Raw genomic sequence first — 23,387 nt, forward strand, 5'->3', positions numbered from 1 at the left:
GCTCTCGCGCGGGCTGGGTTTGCGGCAGCCGGCTGGGTGACGATGGATGCCGGACCGGCAATCGGAACAGGGGACCGTCACGTCACGATTCCCGTGACAGGCACCCATCGTCGAAAGCCGTTCTAGGGGGGCACGCCCGTCCGAGGTGTGAGCAGAACATTACGCTTTGGCCATTTTCGCAATTCCTGCCGCTGCTGCGGCTTGCCCGCATGACCATCTGGGCCGGAGCGGCATGCAGGGCCAAGGATCTGGGTCATGTTCCCCGCCCCGACCCGACGCGCTGCCCTCGATCACTTGCGCCAGTTCGTGCCCCGCGCGGGCGCGTCCTACGCCGCTGGTCGCAATTCCGATCCGGGGCCGGGGCGGCCCGCTGCGGTATCGCGGCTTTCGCCGGCAGTGCGCTACCGGCTGGTGACCGAGCAGGATGTTGTCGCCGAAGTGCTGGGGCGCCACAGCTTTAACGCAGCCGGGAAATTCATACAGGAAGTCTGCTGGCGCACGTACTGGAAGGGCTGGCTCGAACTGCGGCCTTCGGTCTGGCAGCGGTTCCTCGCCGAACGCGATGCGGCGCGCGCGGCCATGGCGGGCAGCGCCGATCTGGAGGCGGCGGAGGAAGGACGCACCGGGATCGATTGCTTCGATGCCTGGGTGCGCGAGCTTGCCGAAACCGGCTATCTCCACAACCACGCCCGGATGTGGTTCGCCTCGATCTGGATTTTCACGCTGCGGCTGCCGTGGACGCTGGGCGCGGACTTCTTCCTGCGGCACCTGATCGATGCCGATGCCGCCAGCAACACGCTCTCATGGCGCTGGGTGGCGGGGCTGCAGACCGCCGGCAAGACCTACCTCGCCCGCGCCGACAATATCGCGCGCTACACCGAGGGCCGCTTTGCGCCGTGCGGCCTTGCGCAGGAAGCCGAAGCGCTCACCGAGCAGCCGGTCGGGCCCGCAGGCACACTGGCACCGCTCGCCGCTTTCGATCCCGCCGCGCCCAGTCTGCTGCTGGTGCACCATGAGGACCTCAGCGCGGAGGCGCTGCTGCCCGCCGATGCGCCAGTGCTGGGCGTGCTGGCCGTTTGCGATCCTGCGCTGCTCTGGGGCGATGCGGCGCGGCGCTATGCCGGGGCCGCTGTGGCGGACGCGGCAGCGCGCGCCGCAGCGCATTGCCGCTGCGGTTCGACGCTGGCGGATACGCTCGATGCCGAAAACCTGATCGCCGCAGCACGGGCCGCCGGCGCGCGGCAAGTGCTGACACCCTATGCCCCGGTCGGGCCCGTCGCCGATGCCCTCGCGGCGCTGGAACCCGCGCTTGCCGCCGAAGGTATCGCGCTCCGCCCGGTGCGACGCCGCTGGGATTCCGGCCTCTGGCCCCATGCGCGGCGCGGCTTCTTCGCCTTCGATGCCGAGATCGAAGGGCATCTGCGCGCCGAGGGGATGCTGTGAAGCGGCCGCTGCAGGTCGTGTGGTTCAAGCGCGACTTGCGACTTGCCGATCATCGCCCGCTGGTGCTCGCAGCGGAGCAGGGGCCGGTGCTGCCGCTCTATATCGCCGAGCTGGACTTGTGGGCGCAGGACGATGCTTCGGCCCGGCAATGGGCCTTCGCCGCCGAATGCCTCGCCGAACTGCAGGCTGCGCTCGGCGCGCTCGGCCAACCACTGTGCGTGGTGCGCGGGGATGTCGTCGCGGTCCTAAGCCGCATTCACGAACGCCATGGCATCGCCGCGCTGTGGAGCCATGAGGAGACCGGAGGCGGCTGGACTTATACGCGCGACAAGGCGGTGGCGGCATGGGCGCGCGCGGCCAATATACCGTGGCAGGAACTGCCGCAGACCGGCGTGATCCGCCGCCTCAAGACCCGCCACGGCTGGGCGCGCGCGTGGGATCTCCGCATGGCCGAACCGGTAGCCGCCCCGCCCGCCGCGCTCGAACCGCTGGGCAGCGATTGGCCCGCGCGCATTCCGGGTGCGCGCGACCTGGGCCTTGCGCCCGATCCCTGCCCGCAGCGCCTGACGGGCGGGCGCGTGGCAGGCCTTGCCACGCTGGCCAGCTTTCTGGAGCGGCGCGGGCGCGATTATCGCTGGCAGATGTCGAGCCCGGTCACCGCGTTCGATGCCAGTTCGCGCCTTTCGCCGCATCTCACCTGGGGCACGCTCAGCTTGCGCGAAGTGGCGCAGGCGAGCCAGACGCGCCTTAAAGGCCTGCGCGGCGATGAAAGCGCAGCCGCGCGCAGCTGGCGCGCCTCGATGATCTCGTTCACCGGGCGGCAGCACTGGCACTGCCATTTCATGCAGAAGCTGGAGGACGAGCCGCGCATCGAGTTCGAGAACCTCCATCCCGCCTACAACGGCCTGCGCCCCGATGTGCCTGATGCCGATCGTCTGGCGGCTTGGGTAGCGGGGCGCACGGGCTTTCCCTTCGTCGATGCCTGCATGCGCGCGCTGGCGGCCCACGGCTGGCTCAATTTCCGCATGCGTGCGATGCTGGTCTCCTTCGCGAGCTACCAGCTCTGGCTGCCGTGGCGCGCCACCGGGCTGCATCTGGCGCGGCAGTTTGTCGATTATGAGCCGGGCATCCACTGGAGCCAGGTGCAGATGCAATCGGGCACCACGGGGATCAATACGATGCGCGTCTACAACCCGGTCAAGCAGGGCCACGATCAGGACGCTGAGGGCGCGTTCGTGCGCCGATGGGTGCCCGAGGTGGCCGATGTGCCCACGCCGCTGATCCATGAGCCTTGGCTGTGGGAAGGCGCGGCCAGCCTCGCCTATCCACCGCCCATCGTCGATCATGCCAAGGCCGCCGCCGCCGCGCGCCAGGCACTGCATGCGGTGCGCACGGGCGCGGGGCACCGCACCACCGCGAGTCGGATCGCGGAGAAACACGGCAGCCGCAAGGCAGGGATGCCGATGACGGGCCAGAAATCGCGCAAGCATGCGCCCACCGCGCAACTGGCGCTGGATCTGTGAACCGCCTCGTCCTCGTACTGGGCGATCAGCTCAGTCCCGCAATGTCCTCGCTCATGGCGGCGGACAAGGCGCGGGACCGTGTGCTGATGGTCGAAGTCAGCGAGGAGGCGACCTACGTGCGCCACCACAAGAAGAAGATCGCTTTCCTGTTCAGCGCCATGCGCCACTTTGCCGAGGAACTGCGCGGGGCTGGCTGGACGGTTGACTACGTGAAGCTCGATGATCCGGGCAACAGCGGCAGCTTCACCGGCGAAGTGGCTTGCGCGGTCGCAATGCACCGGCCTTCCAGCATCCTCGTCACCGAGGCGGGCGAATGGCGCGTCGCGCAGATGTTCGCGGGCTGGGAGGCAGCGTTCGGCATCCCTGTCGAAGTCTGCCCCGATATGCGCTTCGTTTGCCCGCTGCCGGTGTTCCGCGATTGGGCCGGGGGCCGCAAGGCGCTGCGCATGGAGTACTTCTATCGCGAGATGCGCCGCCGCACCGGCCTGCTGATGGAGGGTGACAAGCCCGCAGGGGGCGAGTGGAACTACGACGCCGAAAACCGCAAGGCCGCCGCGCCCGATCTCTTCATGCCGCGCCCGCCAGTGTTTGCACCGGACAGCATCACGCAGGAGGTCATGGCGCTGGTCGCAAGCCGCTTCGGCAATCACTTCGGCGATCTCGAACCCTTCCAGTTCGCCGTCACCCGCGCGGATGCCGAAGCCGCCTTCGCCGCCTTTGTGCAGCGCGCCTTGCCGCGCTTCGGTGATTATCAGGATGCGATGCTGGAGGGCGAGCCGTTCCTTTATCACGCGGTGATCGCGCAATATCTCAATTGCGGCCTGCTCGATCCGCTTGCCGTCTGCCGCGCGGTGGAAGAGGAATGGCGCGCGGGCCGCGTGCCGCTGAATGCGGCGGAGGGCTTCATCCGCCAGATCATCGGCTGGCGCGAATATGTGCGCGGGATCTACTGGCTGACGATGCCGGGCTACGAACGGCGCAACTTCCTTGGCCACACGCGCCCGCTGCCCGAATTCTACTGGACCGCCGAGACGGACATGGCCTGCGTGCGCGCTGCTGTCACCCAGACCCGCCAGCACGCCTACGCGCACCACATCCAACGCCTGATGGTCACGGGCACCTTCGCGCTGCTGGCCGGGATCGATCCGCACGCGCTCCACGAATGGTATCTCAGCGTCTACGCCGATGCCTATGAATGGGTGGAGCTGCCCAACACCGTGGGCATGAGCCAGTTTGCGGACGGCGGAATGCTCGCCTCCAAGCCCTATGCGGCGAGCGGGGCCTATATCAACCGCATGTCGAACCACTGCGGCACCTGCCGCTATGACGTGAAGCAGCGGACGGGGGCCAATGCCTGCCCGTTCAATCCGCTCTATTGGGATTTCATCGCCCGCCACCGCGGCAAGATCGGCGGCAATCCGCGCATGGTGCAGATGGTGCGGACTTACGACAAGTTCGCCGATGCGGAGAAGGCGCGGATTGCGGAAAGCGCGGCGGCGGTTCTGGCGAGGCTTTGATTGTTCGAGCAAATCGAACGCCAGCGCCGGAATCTTGTGGCTGTTGCGATGGTCGCCGTAGCCTTAGATTGGCAACATGAAACAGCCCGTGTTCTTCCTTTCGCATGGCGGCGGCCCCTGGCCATGGCTCGATGGTCCGTTTCGCGACGGCTTTGCCTGGCTGGAGGCCTCGCTGAAGGCGCTGCCCGCGCAGCTGCCCGAACCGCCCCGCGCGGTGCTCGCGGTGTCCGGCCACTGGGAGGAGCCCGAGTTTACCGTATCCAGCGCCGCGCAGCCGGGCATGGTCTATGATTACTACGGCTTCCCTGAGCACACGTACCATATCAGCTACCCTGCACCGGGCGATCCGGCGCTGGCGGCGCGGGTGCGCGAACTGGCAGCAGCGGCAGGGATCCCGGTCGGCGATAATCCCGCGCGAGGGTTCGATCATGGCACGTTCTCGATGATGCAGCCGATCCGCCCTGAGGCGGACCTGCCCGTCGTCAGCCTCTCGATGAAGATCGGCTATGATCCCGCCGCCCATCTGGCGCTCGGCCGTGCGCTTGCCCCGCTGCGCGATGAAGGCGTGGTGATCATGGGCTCGGGCCTCTCCTACCATAACTTGCGCATGTTCGATGCGCGCGCGGCCGAGCCCTCGCGCCAGTTCGACGGCTGGTTGCGCTACAGCCTGCTTGATCCGGACCCCGCCGCGCGCGCTGCCGCGCTGCTCCGCTGGGATCAGGCCCCCGCCGCCCGCGTGGCTCACCCGCGCGAGGATCACCTGATCCCGCTGATGGTCGCGGTCGGTGCCGCGGGCGCAGACCCGGGTGTGTGCATCTATTCGGAGAACGGCCTGCGCGGGGGCATCACCGCCTCGGCCTATCGCTTCGGCGAGGATGTGACGCCGACCGGGTTCGACAAGCTCGCCGCCTAGGGCCTGACCCTAAGGCCTGACCTTAGGGATTGCATTCCTCGCAGTGCATCGGATCTGCGCTCGCTGTGGCCACTGCTCGTTCTTCGCGGTGGCCGCAGCCCTCGCAGGTCCAGACTTCGGCGCGGGTGAGATGCGTGGGGCTCGCGCACCACGCGCAAGGCAGACCGTGAATGCGCCCGGTCTTCGCAAAGCCGGGCCGCGTGCAGGCGGGGCAGCGGCTGCGCGCGCGGCGGACAAGGTCGATCATGGCCCGCTCGATTGCGCGCATGCGGCGTGGATTGCGGTGGGCACGCATGTCGGTTTCGATATGCGCGGCGCCGGTCAGGGCGATGGTCCGGTCAATCACCGCAATCAGCTCTGCCTCGGTATCGATCCCCTTGAACAGAGCGAGGTGCGGCGCGGGCTGGCCGTCCAGCACCCCCATCACGATCACGCCGTGCGCGGGAAAGCCCGCTTTTGCAGCAAAGTCGATGCCTGCCGAAGGGTTCGTCACCACCGCATGCGCGAAATTGGTGTCCATTGCCGTATGGTGGCCGACCAGTTCCAGCCCGGTTTCCCGGTCGATCAACAGGACAAGTTCGCGGTTGAGCGCGCAGAACGGCACGCTGGGATGCGGACCGAAGCTGCCCTCGCTGGCCAGCCCGATGCGCGCATCAGGCGCCAGCGCGAAGGCCGCGGCGATCTTTGCCTGCGCAGCCTTGCGCGGGGTGCCAACGCGGCCAATCTCGCGGCTGAAAGTGCCGAAAGCATCGGTGTCCAGACCTTCGGCCACTTGCAGGTCCAGACCCAGGAAACGCGCGGCAAGGGGGGCAATCGCCCGTTCCTTGCCGTGCATCGTCGCCAGTACGGCCCGCGCCCCGTTGCACTCTGCGCCCCGGGGCGGCGGCGTGTCAGCCATGGCTCAGATCGCCATTTCCGTGGCTGCCGGAGCAGGGAATGCCTCCAGCGTGGGCTCCCAGCGGAGATCGCCCGCATAGCGCCAGGCTAGCCGCCCCTCGTCGTCGATCGCGAAGAGGTGCAGCCACTTGTTGTCGAACAGCGCGCGCACCCCGGCGTGCTTTTCGAGCACTGCGGTCATCGCCTCGCGCGGGGCCTCGATGCAGACCGAGAGGCGCAGCGGTTCGTGCATCAGCTTGTGCCCATCATGCACCGATTGCCATGGCAGACCGGCGCGCAGCGGCCCGCCGTTGCCCTCGATCACGCCGATCCCGCCGACCACGTTGTGGAGCAGCTTGTTGCCGCCCCCGAACAACTGCGGCGCCACGCTCGAGCCATAGTACTGCAGGCTGATCCAGCTCGCGACGACGACCGGCGCGGTCATGATCAGTTCCAGCACGCCGAAGCCTTCGTCCCGCCGCCAGACGTAGTCATGCAGGAACGCGCGGCCTTCGAGGCTGCGGCCCGCTGTGCGTGCGCGCGGTGCGGCGATGAAGGCCTTGCAGCCAGCGAGCGCCCATTCGGCCCGCGTTTCCGACCAGTCGCGGCTGCGCTTGATCACGCTGGCATCGCCGGTGGCGCGCGGCAGGCGCAGCGCGCGTTCGCTGCGGGTGAGCACAGCGGCCGCCGCCAGCCATTCCTCGGCCTGCGCGATGGCTTCGCGGTGCGCATCGATGGGCTGATCCTCGGTGTAGAGTGTCACCGCGTCGGTCGTCGTATCGTGCAGCGCCGCGACGAACAGCGTGGACCGCGGGATCACGATACCTCTGTCGATCAGGCCTGCGCGCACCTCGGGATCGTTGAGCAGCCCGGCCAGCAGCCGAGCGTTCACTTCGCCCGAATAGCCGCCGCAAGCACCGCAGTGGAGCCCGCTCGCATGCGGGTTGTTGACGACGTTGGCACCGTGGCCAGCCAGCAGGACCAGCGGCGCGAACTCGGTGGTGAGCGACATCGCGCCGAGGATCGAGGCTGCCATGCCCACCCGCGTCGCGGCATCGGGCGCGGGATCGGCAAAGGGCTTGGGATCGCGCGGCACCGGGTTGGCCTTGAGGCCTAGCGCATCCTTCAGCAGCTTGCCGATGTAGATCGGCCCTGCCGCCTCGACAAAGGCGAAAGAGGAAACCGCTGCCAGCTTGAAGCGGCCCCAGGCCCGCTCTGCGCGCGCGGAATGGCGGGCCTGAGTCGCGTCCCCATCGCCCTTGGCGCTGCCGGTGCGGCTGGTAAGCCCGGCATTGAGCAGCACGGGCAGGCGGTGTTCGGCAACGTCCGAGGCATAGCGCCGGTGCGAGGCAGTGAGGCCGAAGAACCCGGCAAAGCCCAAGGTCTGGACCCGCCGGTCGACGGATTCCAGAGCGCGGCGGAACACTTCGGAGCGCACGTCGATGCAGAAGGCGGCCTGCAGCACCGGCGGCTGACGTTCGTTGCGGACGAGCTTCTGGCTGAGCGTCTCCGCAAGGGCGGACTGTCCGGCGCGTTCGGCGGCTTCCTGCAGGATCGCGTCGATGATCTGGTCGGCATTCGGCGCGACCGGCTCCTCGTGCGTGGCAAGCGTCGCCTGCCAGCCTCGGCCGATCTCGGCGCCATAGCGGTTCAGCAAGGCCTGCTCCCACAGCAGGCGGATGGTGAGGAAGTCGGTGATCGTCTCGTCGCTCTTGCCGGCAAGTTCGGCCTGCCACAGTTCGTAGCGCGCGACATGGGCCCAGCCGCCGAGCGTGACGAGCAGGCTGTGGAAGTAGGTTTCGAGCGCTGCAGGCGGCAGCTCGAGCCCGGAAACGGCGCTCGCCAGCGCTTCTGCCGCGCGCTCGGGCGCATCGGCCACAAAGCTGCCGAAGCCGGTAAGCCCGGCAATCTCAGGCGTCAGGTCGTGCGAGGCGACAGCCTGCCACGCGGCATAGGCGCCCTTGCCGCGCGGGGCGGCCCACAGCGCCTGTCCCTGATCGAAGTAGCCACCCGCCCAGGCGCCGAAGCGCTCGGCAATCACGCCGGGCCAGTCGATGCCCGAGGCCTTTGCTGCCAGATCGGCGACCGTCGGCACGGCCTTGATCGGTGCCGGGTCATGCGCGATCGCAGCCAGCAGCGCGGCAAGCGAGCTTGGCTTGCCGGCATGGGGTGAAGCGGCGAGCGCAGCGGCCAGATCGGCCTCGGCGATCGTGCCGGTAGCGATCCGGTCGCGGTACCATTGGCGCGGCATGGTGACGGGGGTGCCCGAAACCCGCGCCATGAGTGCGGCGGTTTCGGCAAGCGTCAGCCCCGTCTGGCCGAGGTACGGATTGACCGCGACGCTGGAGGCCAGCGGCCAGACCGGCGGGATCGCACGGGCCGCGCCATCGGCGGCGACCTTGAGCTGCGCGATGGTCTGGCTGTTATCGGTGGGGATCATGAGCATGGGAGTGATCCTTCGGGAGACGTGTGGAGGGGTCAGGCGGGCCGCTTGAGGGTCCAGCCGCCAAGCATCCGGTCGAACAGGGCGTTGGCGTAGATGCCGTTGGAGAGGTGGACGCGCAGGCCTGCAGCCGCCGGGTGGTAGGCCCAGAGCGGGAACATCGACTGTGCCACTGCGACGACGCCGAAGCTCAGCACCGCGAGCACCATCAGGGTCCATTCGAGCGGACCCGGCGCCGGTGTGGCGGGCAGGGTCCCGGCGGTGAGCCAGAGCGCGAGGCCGTGGAGCGCGAAGTAGCCGATCGAGGCGGCGACCGCGTAAACCGCCATCTTGCGGGTCAGTGCGCGCGGAGCGCTGTCAGCCAGACCCTGGGCGAAGAGGTAGGCGACGCCGAAGATGAGGATCGCGCCCAAGGCAACCGCCTGCGGCGACTTGTGGTGGAAGCCCGGGATGGCATCGAAGGCGAAGGTCAGCAGCGCGTAGATCGCCAGCGCCGCAAGGAACGCACGGCCAACCGCAGCGGGACGGGGGATCGCCACCGGCCCGGGCCGCCGGACCGCCGCGATCTGTTCGACTGCACCGCCCGAGGCGAGGAAGGCATGCGCCTTGTAAAGCGAGTGGAGCACGATGTGCAGCAGCGCGAGCGGGAACAGTGCGAGGCCGCACTGCATGATCATGAAGCCCATCTGGCCGACAGTCGACCAGGCGAGCGAGGTCTTGATCGCCGGCTGGGTGAGCATGACCAGCCCGCCGAACAGCGCGGTAAACCCGCCGATCATGACGAGGACTGCGAGCACGCCAGGGGCAAGCAGCATGACATCGGCAAAGCGGATGAGCAGGAACCCGCCCGCGTTGATCACGCCGGCATGGAGCAGCGCGGAAACCGGGGTGGGCGCTTCCATCACTTCGGTCAGCCAGCCGTGCAGCGGGAACTGGGCCGATTTGAGCAGTGCGGCGAGGGCGAGGAGCCCGGCGGCGGCCATCGCTGCGTAGCCGCCCATCCCGGCGTGCGCGGCGGCAAGGATCGCGGGCAGGTCGGTCGTGCCATAGGCGCTGAAGAGCAGCACTTCGGCGCCCAGCAGCGCGGCGTCACCCGCGCGGGCGGTCACGAACTTCTTGCGCGCGGCGCGCTGCGCGGCGACCCGTTCGGGATAGAACAGCAGCAGCTTGTGCAGCGCGAGGCTGGTCGCGATCCATGCCGCCAGCAACTGGACGAGCGAGCCCGCCGTTACCAGCAGCATGACCATCACCAGCGTCGTTGCCAGCCAGGCCATGAACACGCCGTGGCGCGTCTCGCCATCGAGGTAGACGCGGGCATAGCGCACCACGATCCAGCCGACGAAGCTGACGAGGAGCAGCATTGTGGCGCTGATGAGATCAAGCCGGAAGGCCAGCAGCGGCAGGGCAGGGCCGGCAGCGGCAAGGGTGAGGGTGGTGGCACCGCCGATTGCCAGTGCCGCCATCGCGCCCCCGGCCATCGCCACCGCAAGCAGCGCAAGCAGCTCGATCAGGGCCAGCGGGCCGCGCGCGATGCGACCGGGCTGCGCGAAGCCGAGCGTGGCAGCGATCAGCAGCAGGGCGGGTGGGGCAAGGACCAGAAGGGAAAGGGGCATGATCGGCGCTCCGCAGGAGGGGCTTTCGAAGTTGCCCCGCTCCTAGCGAAACCGCAGCTCAGCAAAAAATTCATTGTTTAGCTGATACCGTTCGCTTTAAGTGAACGATATGGCTGATCTCAACTACAACCATCTTCGCTATTTCTGGGCCGTCGCGCAGGATGGCAACCTCTCGCGTACCGCCGAGCGCCTCAACGTCTCGCAGTCGGCGCTATCGGTGCAGATCCGCAAACTGGAAGATCGGCTTGGCCATGCGCTGTTCGAGCGGCGCGGGCGTGCGCTCCATCTGACGGAGGCGGGCCGGATCACGCTCGATCATGCCGAGTCGATCTTCGCCACCGGCGAGGAACTGCTCGGCACGCTCAAGGAGACCGGCAATGCGCGGCAGGCGGTGCGGATCGGCGCACTGGCCACGCTCTCGCGCAATTTTCAGATCAGCTTCGTGGAACCCCTGCTCGCGCGGACCGATATCGAGGTTGTGCTGCGATCGGGCAGCCAGGGCGAATTGCTCGGTGCGCTGGAATCCCTCGCCCTCGACGTGGTGCTCACCAACCAGACGCCCGCGAGCGATGCCCTGACCCCCTTCATCGCCCACAGGTTGTCGGAACAGCCGGTCAGCCTGATCGGCACGCCCGCGCTGCTGGGCGAGACGCGCGCGGTGGCGGACCTGCTGCGTATGCACCCGGTGATTCTGCCGATCGCGGGCAGCGGCGTGCGCGGCGGTTTCGATGCGCTGGTCGACCGACTTGATCTGAGGCCGCAGATCGCTGCCGAAGTGGATGACATGGCGATGATGCGATTGATGGTACGCGAAGGGCATGCGCTGGGCGTCCTCCCCGCCATTGTCGTGCGCGATGAGCTGGGTGCCGGCACGCTGGTGGAGGCCGAGGGGTTGCCCGGCATTGCCGAGACGTTCCTCGCTGTTACGACCCGCCGGCGCTTTCCCAATCCGGTGGTGCGTCAGCTGATCGATCGGGCGATGCGCGACCGGTTCGACCATGCCTGACGACGATGTGAACGGCTGGAAAGGGGCTTCGAGGCCGCCTTTTTCATACAGCCCACAACTATAATTGCAAATTCCGTTCAAGTTAACATTGATCCAGATCAAAATAATAATTAAATAATTGCCCTTGGAACTATGGTAAATAAATCCCATCTCTTCCCATGGGAGGTCTACTTACTATGGTCAGTGATGATGCAGGTCTGCATTCAAGTGCAGGTCTTGGTGAAGCTGTCGTGACCCTCGATCGCCGCTGTCTGGCCGATCTTTTGATCGGAGACCGGGACTGGTTGCTCACGCGACTGGAGGACAGGGAGGTCATCGTCGTCCGGCAGGCGTTCTGTCCGGAGCGGCCGCTGCGTTCCTTTGCCGAACGGCTGGAAGCCACGCTCCACGGCCCGCTGGCGCCCACGCGCCTGCCAGTGCCGGAGGATTGCCTCATCGTGGGCGATCGCCAGGTTTCCGCGCTCGCCGAGTATCTCCAGAACAGCCGCGTGTGGGAAAACGACCACGTGATGGCGCGCGCGCCCGGCGGGGTTTCGATCATGGCGATCCCCGGCGAGGGCAGCATTGCCACGCCGACCGAATTTGCCTGCACGGCCGCCGCCTGGGATGGCCTTGCACCGACCGAGCAGCGCGAACTGGCATCGCTGCGCGTGCTGCATGGTTTCTGGCACGACCGGCTCTATCACGAGCGCGCGCCGCGCCACGAAGCCCTGATGCAGTGGATGGCCCGGCAAAGCGCGGAACTTCCACTCGTCCACCGCTTGCCCGGTGGCCGCCACGGCCTGCTCATCGACGATACCGCGATCCAGCTCGCTGACGTGGAGTTCACGCAAAGCGAGGCCTTCCTCGGTGACTTGCGCAAGTGGGCCACGCAGCCGGCATTCATCTATCGCCACACTTGGCAGCCCGGCGATCTGGTGCTCTGGAACAGCGCTTCGGTGATGTACCGCGACCTTCCACGGCCCGACAATCCGATCTGGAAAATGGCCCAGTCCCGGCGCTGATCAAGCGCCGTTTTGTCGGGATCTGGCATGAGCCCGGTCGGTGCGCAGCCGGCCGGGCGTTTTTGTGGCCATTCTGGCACCATCCGATCGGCACTTGTCATCAAACCGGCATCTTTCCGGCTGGGCAAATCAACCCGCATCTGCTGCGGATGCTGGCTGAAACCTTTCCGTTTCAATACCTTTTCGCCTCTCACGCCTGCCGGAAAACGATTCCCGATGAACGTTCTTGCTCTCTATCCGGCCGCCGCACCGAACAAGGCGTGGATCCATGAACACATCACCGGCATGCTCGGTCGTGTCGCCGGGGCCGTGCCCGATCTTGTGGTGAAGGAGCGCGATCTCACCGGGCTTGCGCCGCATGGTGCCGCTGGCGACCTGTCAGACCAATTGGTGCAGGAGTTGGTAGCTGCCGATCTGGTGGTGATCGGTGCGCCGATCGGCCACCATCCGGTGCCCCCCGCGCTGGCCCAATGGTATCGCCGCGCCAATGGCAGCAAGAGCAATGGCGCGCCGATCTATGCCATGGGGCTCAATCCTGAATTGCAGGCCTGGTTCAGCCACGTCATCCGGGCTGACCGCACGTTCCGCTACACCGCGCAAGGGCCGCGCGGCTTGCTGTCTGGCAAGAAGGCGATCGTGCTCGCCGCCCGGACCGGGTCCTGGCACAACGAGGCGATGACGGACTATCAGGTGCATTGCATCGATACCCAGCTGCGCTTCATGGGTATCGACGAAATCGCCACGACCGCAGCAGATCGCCATGTCAATCCCGTCCGCAGCCCACGCCGCTGGCAGGCGAGGCCGGCGCAGAAGCTCGCGGCCTGATCCGCGTCTCGGCGCCGCATCGTCCGGCGTTCAGGGTTCGAACGCGGTCAGGATCGGGCAGAGCCGCGTCGAGCCTTGCTCGCAAACCTGCGCCAGCCGGCTCAACGCGTCGCGTGCGGCTTGCAGTTCCCGGATCCGGGCGTCGAGCGCGTTGACGCGGGCCCGCGCCAGTTCGCGCGCCCGCGCGCGATCGTCCGTCGCATCGAGCGATAGCAGCTGGCCGATTTCCTCCAGCGTGAAGCCTGCACCCTGCGCCGCCTTGATGAAGCGCAGGCGGCGCACATCGTCCGAACCATAGCGGCGCACCCGCCCGTTCGCGCTTGTGCCGGAGGGCCGTTCAGGCTCGGGCATCAGGCCGCGGCGCTGGTAGTAGCGCACCGTTTCCACGCCGACGCCGCCCTCGCTGGCGAGCCTTGCAATTGTCATCACCGGTATGGGTTGACTCCGTACTATGGTACGGAGGCTATATGGGCCGGGGTTCGAAGAACCACAAGCGTGCAGCCCTTTTCAGGAACCCCGATGATCAGGACCCTTTTTGCCGCGACGGCGCTGGCCCTGCCGCTCGCCGCTGCGGCCCAGTCCATGCCCGGCATGGACCACCAAGCTCACCCCATGCCCGGCATGGACCACCAAGCTCACCCCATGCCCGGCATGGACCACGACTCGCATCCGATGCCCCCGGCTGAAGCCGAAGCACCCGCTGCGCCCCCGGTCGATCACGCTGCCATGGACCACAGCATGCACGGCATGGACATGAAGAGCATGGACATGAAAGGCATGGTGGGCGCACTCGGTTCCTACAGCATGATGCGCGATGCCTCCGGCACGGCTTGGCAGCCCGATAGCGCGCCAATGTGGGCGATCATGGGCAGGGCTGGCGATTGGTCCACCATGGTCCACGGCTTCGCCACGCTTATCTACGACAACCAGGGCGGGCCGCGCGGCGATACCAAGACCTTCTCGACTTCGATGCTCATGGGCATGGCGCAGCGCCCACTTGGCGGCGGCACGCTATCGCTTAAAGGAATGGTCAGTCTCGATCCGCTGATGGGAAAGCGCGGCTATCCGCTGCTGCTGGCGAGCGGCGAAAGCGCGGACGGTGTGACCAAACTGATCGACCGGCAGCATCCGCATGATGCGTTCATGGAGCTCTCGGCCACCTACAGCCACCCGATCACCGACCAGTTGTCCGGTTTCGTCTACTTCGGATTGCCCGGTGAACCCGCGCTCGGCCCCGCCACCTTCATGCACCGCTTCCCCGGCATGGCGAACCCCGAAGCGCCGATCTCGCACCACTGGCTTGATAGCACGCACGTGACGTTCGGCGTCGCGACTGCGGGCCTCGTCTATCGCGGGGTGAAGCTTGAAGGCTCGGTGTTTACCGGGCGGGAACCTGATGCCAACCGCTGGGATTTCGAGCGGCCGCGCTTCGACAGCTGGTCCGTGCGCGCCACGTGGAACCCCACGGCAGACCTTTCGATGCAAGTCAGCCATGGCTTCCTCAAGAGCCCCGAAGGCCTGCACCCGGGCGAGAACGTGCGCCGCACCACGGCCTCGATCACCTGGAACCGCGCGCTCGCGCCCGGGCGCAACTGGCAGTCCACGCTGGCGTGGGGCCGCAACACCCATCTCGGCGGCGATCACGCCCACCCCGCCGATGCCTTCCTGCTCGACAGCGCCCTGCAACTGGGCCGCTGGACGCTGTTCGGCCGGGCCGAGAACGTCGACAAGGACGAGCTGTTCGGCGATGAGGCGGAAGGCAATCCGCTGGCGGGCCAGGTGTTCAACGTCAGCAAGTTCAGCCTCGGCGGCTATCACTCGCTGCCGATCGGCAAAGTGGCGTTCGATCTCGGCGGGCTGGTCAGCAAGTACGCGCTGCCCGAAGTGATCCAGCCCGCCTACGGCTCCAGCCCGACGAGCTTCATGCTGTTCATGCGCCTGCGGATCACCGGCTAGCCGGGGGGGCTATTCCCACTCAATCGTGCCGGGCGGCTTCGAGGTGTAGTCGTAGACCACGCGGTTGATGCCCTTGACCTCGTTGACGATGCGCGTCGCCACGCGGCTGAGGAACCCGGCGTCGAAGGGGTAGATGTCGGCGGTCATGCCGTCGGTCGAGGTGACGGCGCGCAGCGCGCAGACCGCGTCATAGGTGCGGAAATCGCCCATCACGCCCACGGTGCGCACCGGCAGCAGCACCGCGAAGGCCTGCCAGATCGCATCGTAGAGCCCCGCGTTGCGGATCTCTTCGAGGTAGATCGCGTCGGCCTTGCGCAAGATGTCGCACTTCTCGCGCGTCACTTCGCCGGGGATGCGGATGGCAAGGCCGGGGCCGGGGAAGGGGTGGCGGCCGACGAACACATCCGGCAGGCCGAGTTCGCGGCCAAGTGCGCGGACTTCGTCCTTGAACAGCTCGCGCAGCGGTTCGACGAGCTTCATGTTCATGCGGTCGGGCAGGCCGCCCACGTTGTGGTGGCTCTTGATCGTGACGGATGGCCCGCCGGTGAACGAGACGCTCTCGATCACATCCGGATAGAGAGTTCCCTGGGCAAGGAAATCCGCGCCGCCGACCTGCTTGGCCTCGGCCTCGAACACGTCGATGAAGGTCTTGCCGATGAACTTGCGCTTGGCCTCGGGGTCGGTCACCCCGGCGAGGCCGCCGAGGAACAGCGCCGAGACGTCCTTGTGGACGAGCGGAATGTTGTAGTGCCCGCGAAACAGGCTGACGACCTGCTCGGCCTCGCCCATGCGCATCAGGCCATGATCGACGAACACGCAAGTGAGCTGGTCGCCGATCGCTTCGTGGATGAGGACCGCCGCCACCGCCGAATCGACGCCGCCCGAAAGGCCGCAGATCACGCGGGCTTCCCCCACTTGTTCGCGGATTTCGGCGATCTTGGTCTTGCGGAACTCAGCCATCGTCCATTCGCCGGTGCAGCCGCAGACGTGGCGCACGAAATTGGCGATGAGCTTGCCGCCATCGGGCGTGTGGACCACCTCGGGGTGGAACTGGGTGCCGTAGTACTTCTTCTCCTCGTTCGCGATCACTGCGAAGGGGGCGCCGTCCGAGACTGCCACGATGCGGAAGCCGGGGGCGAACTGCGTCACCTTGTCGCCGTGGCTCATCCACACCTGATGCCGCTCGCCCGGTTGCCAGAGGCCGTCGAACAGGGCGCAGGGTTCGGTCACGGTAAGGAAGGCGCGGCCGAATTCGCCCGAGTCGCCGGGCAGGACTTCGCCGCCGAGCTGCTGGCTCATCACCTGCTGGCCGTAGCAGATGCCGAGAATCGGCAATCCGCTGTCGAACAGCACCTGCGGTGCGCGCGGGCTGCCTTCCGCCGGAACGCTGGCGGGTGAGCCCGACAGGATAATGCCTTTCGGCTTCATCCGATGGAAGGCGGCCTCGGCCTGAGTGAAGGGGGCAATTTCGGAGTAGACTCCCGCTTCGCGCACGCGGCGTGCGATCAGCTGGGTGACCTGGCTGCCGAAGTCGACGATGAGGATCGATTCTGAAGGCTGAATGCTCATGGCAGGCGGATAATGATCTCGGTATCCGCTGTCCAGCGAGGCGCGAAAAAAGGCAGATCGCACGATTGCGCGGTGTGCATCTGGTTTATAAAATGTTCTTCCCTTGAAACATTCGTGCTTCACCAAAGGGCATATGCCGAGAAAATCCTGATTTTTCAGTATATCAGTAGCGTATCGCAATTGATTGCAAGAAATGCAACCATGGTTGCCTTGTTCGCACTTGCAGCAGGCGGGGGAAGGCCTATTTGCGCCCTCGTTCCGAACGCTTCCGTGCAATCCACCACCCTGCCGGCGCGGCTCGAACGGGAGAGTCCCCTGAAAGTGCCCAAAACAGGAGGACATTATGCGTAACTACACTTCGGCGATCCTTTCGCTGGTTCTGGCTGCTGGCATCAGCAGCATGTTCTTCGGCGCCACGCTCGTCTGAGCTGGCACGAAGCACTTGCCCCCTCCCGCGGGGCGAACCATGCGGGTCTTCCAGATAAAAGCGGCTGCCTTGCACTTTGAGGCAGCCGTTTTTGTTTTCCGGCCACACGGTTATGGACGGTCTTCATGGACCTGCCGACCGTCACGCGATTTGCCCCCAGCCCCAACGGCCCGCTTCATCTGGGGCACGCCTATGCCGCGATCGTCGCACATGATCGCGCAGCGCAGGGCGGCGGCCGCTTCCTCCTGCGCATCGAGGATATCGACGGCGCGCGCAGCCGCCCGGACCTTGCGGAGGAATTTCGCGCCGACCTCGCCTGGCTTGGCCTTGCGTTCGAGGAAGTGCCGGCCCAATCCACGCGGATCGACCGCTACCGCGAGGCGGCCAACAACCTGCGCGCGATGGGCCTGCTCTATCCCTGCCGCTGCACCCGCGCCGAAGTGGCCGCCGCCGCCACGCTGCAAGGGCCGGACGGGCCGATCTACCCCGGCACCTGCCTGCGCAATCCGCCGCTTTCCCCTCCCGATCCGGTCTGGCGCCTTGATGTCGAGCAGGCGGCGGAACTGGCCGGTCCGCTCACCTGGTTCGATGAACGTCGCGGCCCGCAGAGCGCGCGCCCGGCCATGCTCGGCGATGTGGTGATCTGGCGCCGCGATGCGCCCGCCAGCTACCACCTTGCCGCCACGCTCGATGATGCCGAGGACGGCGTGACCGTCGTCACCCGCGGGGCCGATCTCTTTGCCGCAACGCATATCCACCGCCTGCTGCAAGTCCTGCTCGGCCTGCCAGAACCGCGCTGGCATCATCACGGGCTGCTTGCCGGGCCTGATGGCCGCAAGCTTGCCAAGCGCCGCGATGCGCCTTCGCTCGGGGATCGCCGCCGCGCGGGCGAGGATGGCCGCGCGCTTGCCGATGCGCTGCGGCATACCCGCTTTGACACTGGCGTTTCGCTTCATGACGGCCTAGACCTTGCGCCATGACGATGCTCCTTGTTCCCGTGATCCTTGTGCTGATGGCACTGACGGTCTGGTCGCTCCTTCGCGGCATTGGCGCTTTTCTCAGCACCACCAAGGCTGATCTGGAAGGTGACGGCACGCGGGCAACCGAAATGCAGCTGCTGCAGAACAAGATGATGTTCAACCGCATCAAGTACCAGGGCCTCGCCGTGGCTGTGGTCGCGGTGCTGCTGCTGTTCACCCACGGCGGTCGCTGAGCCGGCTCAGCTTCTCTCGTGGTCAAACTCAACAAGATCTACACGCGCACCGGCGATGAAGGCACGACCGGCCTCGTCGATGGTTCGCGCCGTCCCAAGCACGATCTCCGGCTTGAAGCGATCGGCGAGGTCGATGAGCTCAACAGCATGGTCGGTTTCGCCGCCCTCGCGCTGGAGGCAGACCGTGCCGCTCCGCTCCACCGCATCCAGAACGACCTGTTCGATCTCGGCGCCGATCTGGCCACGCCGCTCGGCGATGTGGGCGGTGCCGATTTCACGCCCTCCGAAATGGTGCTGCGTGTCGTGGCGGCCCAGCCCGAACGGCTAGAAGCCGAGATTGACGCGCTCAATGCGCAGCTCCCGCCGCTGACGAGCTTCATCCTACCCGGCGGCAGCGAGGGCGCGGCCCGCGTCCACCTCGCCCGCGCGATCACCCGCCGTGCCGAGCGCGCCGCCACCGCGCTGGCCGCGTCGGAGCCTGTGAACCCCTCTGCACTCGCCTATCTCAACCGGCTTTCGGACTATTTCTTCGTACTCGCCCGTGCGCTCAATGCCGGGAACGATCCGCTCTGGGTCCCCGGCGGCTCGCGCTGATCATACTCCCAAATCTGCGGCTTCCCACGCGCGCCAAACCTCACTAGGCAGCGCGCCAAAGTGCAATCACGCGGGGTTCAAGTCATGCAGACAATCGCAGTCATCGGTGCCGGTCAGATGGGTTCGGGCATTGCCCAGGTCGCGGCCGCCTCGGGCAAGACGGTGCTGCTTTCCGATGTCTCGCTGAGCCTGGCCGAAGCCGCGCGCACGAAGATTGAAAAGGGGCTGATGAAGCTTGCCGAGCGCGGCAAGATTCCCGCAGAGGATGCCATCGCCACCGTTTCGCGCATCACCCCGGTTGGCGATTACCTCCGCCTTGGCGAGGCCGATCTCGTGATCGAGGCCGCGACCGAGCGTGAGGACATCAAGCACAAGATCTTCGAGGCGGCGGGCAAGCACCTCGCGCCGAGCGCGATCATGGCGTCCAACACCTCGTCGATCCCGATTACCCGCATGGCGGTTTCCTCGCCCGATCCGGCGCGCTTCATCGGCATCCACTTCTTCAATCCCGTGCCGCTGATGAAGCTGGTCGAAGTCATCCCCGGCCTTGCCACTTCGGTGAGCACCATCGAAGCGGTGCGCGGCTTCGTCGCCGATATCGGCAAGGAAATCGTGCTCTCGCAGGATGAGCCGGGCTTTATCGTGAACCGCATCTTCGTGCCCTTCATCAACGAAGCGGCCTTCGTGCTGGGCAGTGGCACCGGCTCGATTCAGGATATCGACAAGGGCGTGAAGCTCGGGCTCAACCACCCGATGGGCCCGCTTGAACTCGCAGATTTCATCGGGCTCGATACCCTGCTCGAGATCATGAAGATCTACCTCGCTTCGACCGGCGATCCGAAGTACCGCCCCGCGCCGCTGCTGCAGAAGTATGTCGAGGCCGGCTGGCTCGGCCGCAAATCAGGCCGGGGATTTTATGACTACAGCGGCGAGGTACCCGTCCCGACCCGCTGAGCTACTGGCTGTCCGGCTCGTCTTCGAGTTCCTCCTCGGCTTCGCCCTGGGTGAAAGGCGCCCTCTGGCCATTTGTGGTGCCCGCGTCCTGAAGTGGCGGCTTGCCGTCGCGAACGTGCTCGGGGCTTGAGGGATCGAACCCCGTCTCGTCGTCCATCCGGCGCTTGTCATCTTCCGCCCAGGCACGGAACTCGCTCTCTCGGGCTTCCCGGGCCGCGCGCGCTTCGAGCTTGCCCGAAGTGATCCATGCACCCGCACCCGTGGTCGTGAACATGACAGCGCTGGCCGCCATGAAGACCGCCCAGGCAAGGGCATACCAGCGGCTGCGGAAGAGCAGTTTGTACACGGGTCGGGCGGTCCGGTTGATGGTGCTCCGGCAAGCTTGCGGCCGCCGTGGTTAAGAAAGGCCAAAGCAGTCCGAATCGGACTGAAATCAGTTAAGTGGACGCCCTAAGATACTGTCCTATCGGTATTTTTTGGAATGGAACAAAGCATGAAAATCCGTCAGTCCGGCGGCATGCTCAAGCTTCCTTCCGCCCGCTCCCTGTCCGCGCTCGCCGCGATCGCAGGTTTCTCCCTCACCCTCCCGCTGTCGAGCGCGTCCGGTGCGGCCTCTGACGATCGCGAGACTGCTGCCTTTGCCCGCTGCGACGGACCGGCGCGCGTCACCTGCGTCGTGGACGGCGATACGTTCTGGTATCGCGGCCTCAAGATCCGCATCGCCGATATCAACGCGCCCGAACTCGGCCATCCGTCCTGCGCCTACGAAGCGCGGCTGGCCGAAACCGCAACGACGCGGCTGACGGACCTGCTCAATGCCGGCCCCTTCACGCTTGCGGTCGAAGGGCGTGAGACCGACCGCTACGGCCGCGCGCTGCGGGTGGTTCTGCGCGGAGGGCGCAGTCTGGGCGAGGTGCTCGAGCGCGAGGGCCTTGCCGAACATTGGCAAGGCCGGCGCGGAGAATGGTGTGTGGCTTAGGCTGCTCGGAGCCCACTTACACCCATCGCGCCGCGGTCCTGTGCCGAAAGCCCGTCGAACACAGCATCGATGATGCGCGCAAGCTTTTCCTCGCTCAGCCGGTCCATCAGCATGCCCATCACGCCGATGTTGCAATAGGGCGAGACCATCTGGTTGATCAGGCTCAGCGTCATGTCGATCTCGAGCCCGGGGAAGAACCCTTCGCCCATCGCCTCGGCGATGATCATGCTGAGATAGTGGTCGGCAAGGTCGACGTAGCTGCGCACCTGCTCGAAGTATTCGTTGCCGAGCTCGACATACATCTCGTGAGCCACGGGATCGGCGCGGTAGGCATCGCGCATCATCACGAAGCGGCGCGCGAAGAATTCGTACATCTTGCGGCGGGCCGGCAGTTCGCTGGCGACCACGTCTTCCATGATCGCGACCTTGGGGCGGAACCAGTATTCCGCCACGGCCTCCAGCAAGGCCTCCCGGCTATCGAAATAGCGCAGCACCTGCGCTGGCGAGATGCCCGCGCGCGCTGCAACTTCCTGCATTGTCAGCGCTTGCCCACCGCGCTCTTCGATGAGCGCACAGGCGAGTGCGACCAGTCGCTCCTGGCCGGCTTCAATATCGGGCTGCGCGCGCGGCATGTTATGATCCTGTCGCCTGAGAGGGCTATGCGCCATTTTAGGGATTACCTGCGCCGGTTTCAATTCCGCTTCAGGTAATTGATCGAGGCAGGAATGGCGTTGATATGGGCAAGGAAGCGTACGGCATGACGAAGATTGGCAACTCACACCATCGCAGCGCCATCGCCGGGGCCCTTGCCCTCACGGCGCTGCTCTCCGCCTGCGCCGCGCCGCACGCGGCAGGCAGCCTCGCTTCGGCCCCAGTTTCGTCGGCGCCGGTCGAGGTTGCCGTGCTCGCCTTCAACGACTTCCACGGCAATCTCGAACCCCCGCGTCAGAGCGTGGGCATGCCGGACGGGCAGGGAGGCACCGCGCAAGTCCCCGCCGGCGGCGCCGCATGGCTTGCCGCCGCGCTTGATTCGCTGCGCGCACGCCACGCCCACTCCATGACCGTGGCGGCGGGCGATCTCATCAGTGCGTCCCCGCTCGCATCCTCGCTGTTCCTCGATGAACCTTCGATCGAAGCGCTCAGCCGCCTCGGTCTCGACTATGCCGCCGTCGGCAACCACGAATTCGACCGGGGGACGCGGGAGCTGCTGCGGATGCAGGCGGGCGGCTGCGAAAAGCTCACCGCGCGCGAGCCGTGCCAGCTCGAAAAGTTTGCCGGCGCGCGCTTCCGCTATCTCGCCGCGAGCACGCTTACGGCCGGCGGCACGCCGCTGTTTCCCGCCAGCGCGATTCGCACCTTCGGTAGCGGTGCCAGTGCGGTGAAGGTCGGCGTGATCGGCCTGACGTTGCGGGGCACGCCCATGCTCGTCAATCCGGCGGGCATTGCGGACGTGACATTTGCCGACGAGGCAGACACGATCAATGCCGAAGTGCCCAAGCTCAAGGCGCAGGGGGCGGACGCCATCATCGTGCTGATCCATCAGGGCGGCAAGCAGGCGGCCGCCCCCGATCCCAATGGCTGCGCAGGCTTCGACGGCGAGATCCTGCCCATCCTGCGCCGCCTGTCCGGCGCGGTCGATGTGATCGTCTCAGGCCACACCCATGCAGACTATATCTGCGAACTCCCCACCAGCGATCCGGCCCGTCCAGTGCTGCTCACCAGCGCGGGGCTCTATGGCAAGGAACTGACCGAGATCACACTCGCCATCGATCCCGCCGCGCATCGCGTGATCAGCCGCAGCGCGCGCAACCTGATCGTGCAGTCGCAGCCCTTTACCTCGGCCAAGGGTCCGGTCGCTCTCTCGCCGCTGGCACCGCACTATACGCCGCGCGCGGATATCGCGGCCTATGTGCAGCGCTATGTCGATGCCTCGAAGGCCTATGCGACGCGCCCGGTCGGCAAGCTTTCCGGGCCGGCGGCGAAGGGCGAAGGGGCCACGGGCGGCCCGCTCGGCAACCTGATCGCCGATGCGCAGCTCGCCGCCAGCCGGTCCGCAGGTGCGCAGATCGCGCTGATGAACCCCTTCGGCATCCGCGCCGCGATTGTTCCCGCCGCAGATGGCACGGTCACCTTCGGGGATATCTACCTCGTCCAGCCCTTCGGCAACGCATTGACCATCGAAACGCTCACCGGGGCGCAGATCAAGGCAGTGCTCGAGCAGGGCTTCGATGATGTCGGCCCCGAACAGGCGCTCGCGCCTTCGACCGGCTTTGCCTACCGGGTCGACAGGGGTGCTCCGGTAGGCAGCCGCATCACCGCGATCACACTTGACGGCAAGCCGCTCAATCCCGCTGCGCGCTACCGGGTGGCGATGAACGGCTTCCTCGCGCTTGGCGGAGATGGCTTCACCGTGTTCAAGGCAGGGCAGGATGCCGTGACCGGACCGACCGATATTGATGCGCTTGAAGCGTATTTCCGCGCCGCTTCCCGCATCGATGTTCCGATGGAGGAACGCGTTACCGGCGACTGATG

General features: G+C 66.5%; 21 protein-coding genes. 14 read left to right on the top strand and 7 right to left on the bottom strand.

Translation table 11 applies throughout. From position 1 onward, the window contains the following. Positions 1-255: 255 nt before the first annotated feature. The 4 genes from ACO06X_RS13585 to ACO06X_RS13600 all read left to right on the top strand — a co-directional run bounded on the left by ACO06X_RS13585 (position 256) and on the right by ACO06X_RS13600 (position 5,396). Positions 256-1,443 carry an FAD-binding domain-containing protein gene (locus ACO06X_RS13585; protein WP_421836781.1) on the top strand — a complete coding sequence of 396 codons (1,188 nt, stop codon included), beginning with the start codon at positions 256-258 and terminating at the stop codon, positions 1,441-1,443. Next, a complete protein-coding gene (locus ACO06X_RS13590) occupies positions 1,440-2,966 on the top strand; it encodes an FAD-binding domain-containing protein (RefSeq protein WP_421836782.1) in 1,527 nt (508 codons plus the stop codon). The genes ACO06X_RS13585 and ACO06X_RS13590 overlap by 4 nt, the downstream gene beginning before the upstream one ends. Continuing rightward, entirely contained in the window at positions 2,963-4,483 is a 1,521-nt protein-coding gene (locus ACO06X_RS13595) for a cryptochrome/photolyase family protein (RefSeq protein ID WP_421836783.1), read from the top strand. Before ACO06X_RS13590 ends, ACO06X_RS13595 begins: the two co-directional genes overlap by 4 nt. Before the next feature lie 76 nt (positions 4,484-4,559). Then, positions 4,560-5,396 carry a DODA-type extradiol aromatic ring-opening family dioxygenase gene (locus tag ACO06X_RS13600; protein ID WP_421836784.1) on the top strand — a complete coding sequence of 279 codons (837 nt, stop codon included), beginning with the start codon at positions 4,560-4,562 and terminating at the stop codon, positions 5,394-5,396. Between the two features lie 22 nt (positions 5,397-5,418). Here ACO06X_RS13600 and ACO06X_RS13605 read toward each other — a convergent pair whose 3' ends face one another. From ACO06X_RS13605 to ACO06X_RS13615, 3 genes are read right to left on the bottom strand one after another with little or no spacing between them, the layout of a single operon-like run. Then, positions 5,419-6,294, bottom strand: a complete 876-nt coding sequence (locus ACO06X_RS13605) for a DUF6671 family protein (protein WP_421836785.1) — start codon at positions 6,292-6,294, stop codon at positions 5,419-5,421. Positions 6,295-6,297: 3 nt separating this feature from the next. Beyond that, positions 6,298-8,718 carry a YbcC family protein gene (locus ACO06X_RS13610; RefSeq protein WP_421836786.1) on the bottom strand — a complete coding sequence of 807 codons (2,421 nt, stop codon included), beginning with the start codon at positions 8,716-8,718 and terminating at the stop codon, positions 6,298-6,300. A gap of 32 nt (positions 8,719-8,750) precedes the next feature. Continuing rightward, positions 8,751-10,328, bottom strand: a complete 1,578-nt coding sequence (locus ACO06X_RS13615) for a proton-conducting transporter membrane subunit (RefSeq protein WP_421836787.1) — start codon at positions 10,326-10,328, stop codon at positions 8,751-8,753. A 109-nt stretch (positions 10,329-10,437) separates the two neighbouring features. Here ACO06X_RS13615 and ACO06X_RS13620 point away from each other — a divergent pair, with 109 nt between their 5' ends. The 3 genes from ACO06X_RS13620 (at position 10,438) to ACO06X_RS13630 (ending at position 13,163) form a co-directional block, all read left to right on the top strand. After that, positions 10,438-11,334 carry a LysR family transcriptional regulator gene (locus ACO06X_RS13620; protein WP_421836788.1) on the top strand — a complete coding sequence of 299 codons (897 nt, stop codon included), beginning with the start codon at positions 10,438-10,440 and terminating at the stop codon, positions 11,332-11,334. A gap of 230 nt (positions 11,335-11,564) precedes the next feature. After that, positions 11,565-12,338 carry a TauD/TfdA dioxygenase family protein gene (locus tag ACO06X_RS13625; protein WP_421836789.1) on the top strand — a complete coding sequence of 258 codons (774 nt, stop codon included), beginning with the start codon at positions 11,565-11,567 and terminating at the stop codon, positions 12,336-12,338. Positions 12,339-12,554: 216 nt separating this feature from the next. Then, positions 12,555-13,163: an NAD(P)H-dependent oxidoreductase gene (locus ACO06X_RS13630; protein ID WP_421836790.1), complete on the top strand. Its 609-nt coding sequence runs from the start codon at positions 12,555-12,557 to the stop codon at positions 13,161-13,163. A gap of 30 nt (positions 13,164-13,193) precedes the next feature. Here ACO06X_RS13630 and ACO06X_RS13635 read toward each other — a convergent pair whose 3' ends face one another. After that, the gene (locus tag ACO06X_RS13635) at positions 13,194-13,589 is read right to left on the bottom strand and encodes a MerR family DNA-binding protein (RefSeq protein WP_421836791.1); all 396 of its coding nucleotides are present in this window, start codon (positions 13,587-13,589) and stop codon (positions 13,194-13,196) included. A 93-nt stretch (positions 13,590-13,682) separates the two neighbouring features. On the opposite strand from ACO06X_RS13635, the gene ACO06X_RS13640 reads away from it, so the two are divergent. After that, complete coding sequence (locus tag ACO06X_RS13640; RefSeq protein ID WP_421836792.1) at positions 13,683-15,119, top strand: hypothetical protein; 1,437 nt, start codon at positions 13,683-13,685, stop codon at positions 15,117-15,119. Positions 15,120-15,128: 9 nt separating this feature from the next. Here the strand turns inward: ACO06X_RS13640 and guaA are convergent, their stop codons facing one another. Then, complete coding sequence (gene guaA / locus ACO06X_RS13645; protein WP_421836793.1) at positions 15,129-16,688, bottom strand: glutamine-hydrolyzing GMP synthase; 1,560 nt, start codon at positions 16,686-16,688, stop codon at positions 15,129-15,131. 552 nt (positions 16,689-17,240) lie between these two features. Between guaA and gluQRS the strand changes: the two genes are divergently transcribed. The 4 genes from gluQRS (at position 17,241) to ACO06X_RS13665 (ending at position 19,876) form a co-directional block, all read left to right on the top strand. Next, on the top strand, positions 17,241-18,095 hold the full coding sequence (gluQRS, locus tag ACO06X_RS13650; protein WP_421836794.1) for a tRNA glutamyl-Q(34) synthetase GluQRS: 855 nt from the start codon (positions 17,241-17,243) through the stop codon (positions 18,093-18,095). Further along, a complete protein-coding gene (locus ACO06X_RS13655; protein ID WP_298165936.1) occupies positions 18,092-18,328 on the top strand; it encodes an HIG1 domain-containing protein in 237 nt (78 codons plus the stop codon). Before gluQRS ends, ACO06X_RS13655 begins: the two co-directional genes overlap by 4 nt. Positions 18,329-18,346: 18 nt before the next feature. Further along, positions 18,347-18,922, top strand: coding sequence for a cob(I)yrinic acid a,c-diamide adenosyltransferase (locus tag ACO06X_RS13660; protein ID WP_421836795.1), 576 nt, complete (start codon positions 18,347-18,349; stop codon positions 18,920-18,922). Positions 18,923-19,006: 84 nt separating this feature from the next. After that, entirely contained in the window at positions 19,007-19,876 is an 870-nt protein-coding gene (locus tag ACO06X_RS13665) for a 3-hydroxyacyl-CoA dehydrogenase NAD-binding domain-containing protein (RefSeq protein WP_298165932.1), read from the top strand. Position 19,877: 1 nt separating this feature from the next. On the opposite strand, the gene ACO06X_RS13670 is transcribed toward ACO06X_RS13665, so the two are convergent. Next, positions 19,878-20,222, bottom strand: coding sequence for a hypothetical protein (locus ACO06X_RS13670; RefSeq protein WP_421836796.1), 345 nt, complete (start codon positions 20,220-20,222; stop codon positions 19,878-19,880). A 147-nt stretch (positions 20,223-20,369) separates the two neighbouring features. Between ACO06X_RS13670 and ACO06X_RS13675 the strand changes: the two genes are divergently transcribed. Beyond that, a complete protein-coding gene (locus tag ACO06X_RS13675) occupies positions 20,370-20,855 on the top strand; it encodes a thermonuclease family protein (RefSeq protein WP_421836797.1) in 486 nt (161 codons plus the stop codon). Here ACO06X_RS13675 and ACO06X_RS13680 read toward each other — a convergent pair. Further along, on the bottom strand, positions 20,852-21,487 hold the full coding sequence (locus ACO06X_RS13680) for a TetR family transcriptional regulator (protein ID WP_421836798.1): 636 nt from the start codon (positions 21,485-21,487) through the stop codon (positions 20,852-20,854). The genes ACO06X_RS13675 and ACO06X_RS13680 overlap by 4 nt on opposite strands. 125 nt (positions 21,488-21,612) lie before the next feature. Between ACO06X_RS13680 and ACO06X_RS13685 the strand changes: the two genes are divergently transcribed. Continuing rightward, positions 21,613-23,385 carry a bifunctional metallophosphatase/5'-nucleotidase gene (locus ACO06X_RS13685; protein ID WP_421836799.1) on the top strand — a complete coding sequence of 591 codons (1,773 nt, stop codon included), beginning with the start codon at positions 21,613-21,615 and terminating at the stop codon, positions 23,383-23,385. Positions 23,386-23,387 lie beyond the last annotated feature (2 nt).

The organism is Novosphingobium sp. (genome assembly GCF_965229225.1).
Taxonomy (GTDB): Bacteria; Pseudomonadota; Alphaproteobacteria; order Sphingomonadales; family Sphingomonadaceae; genus Novosphingobium.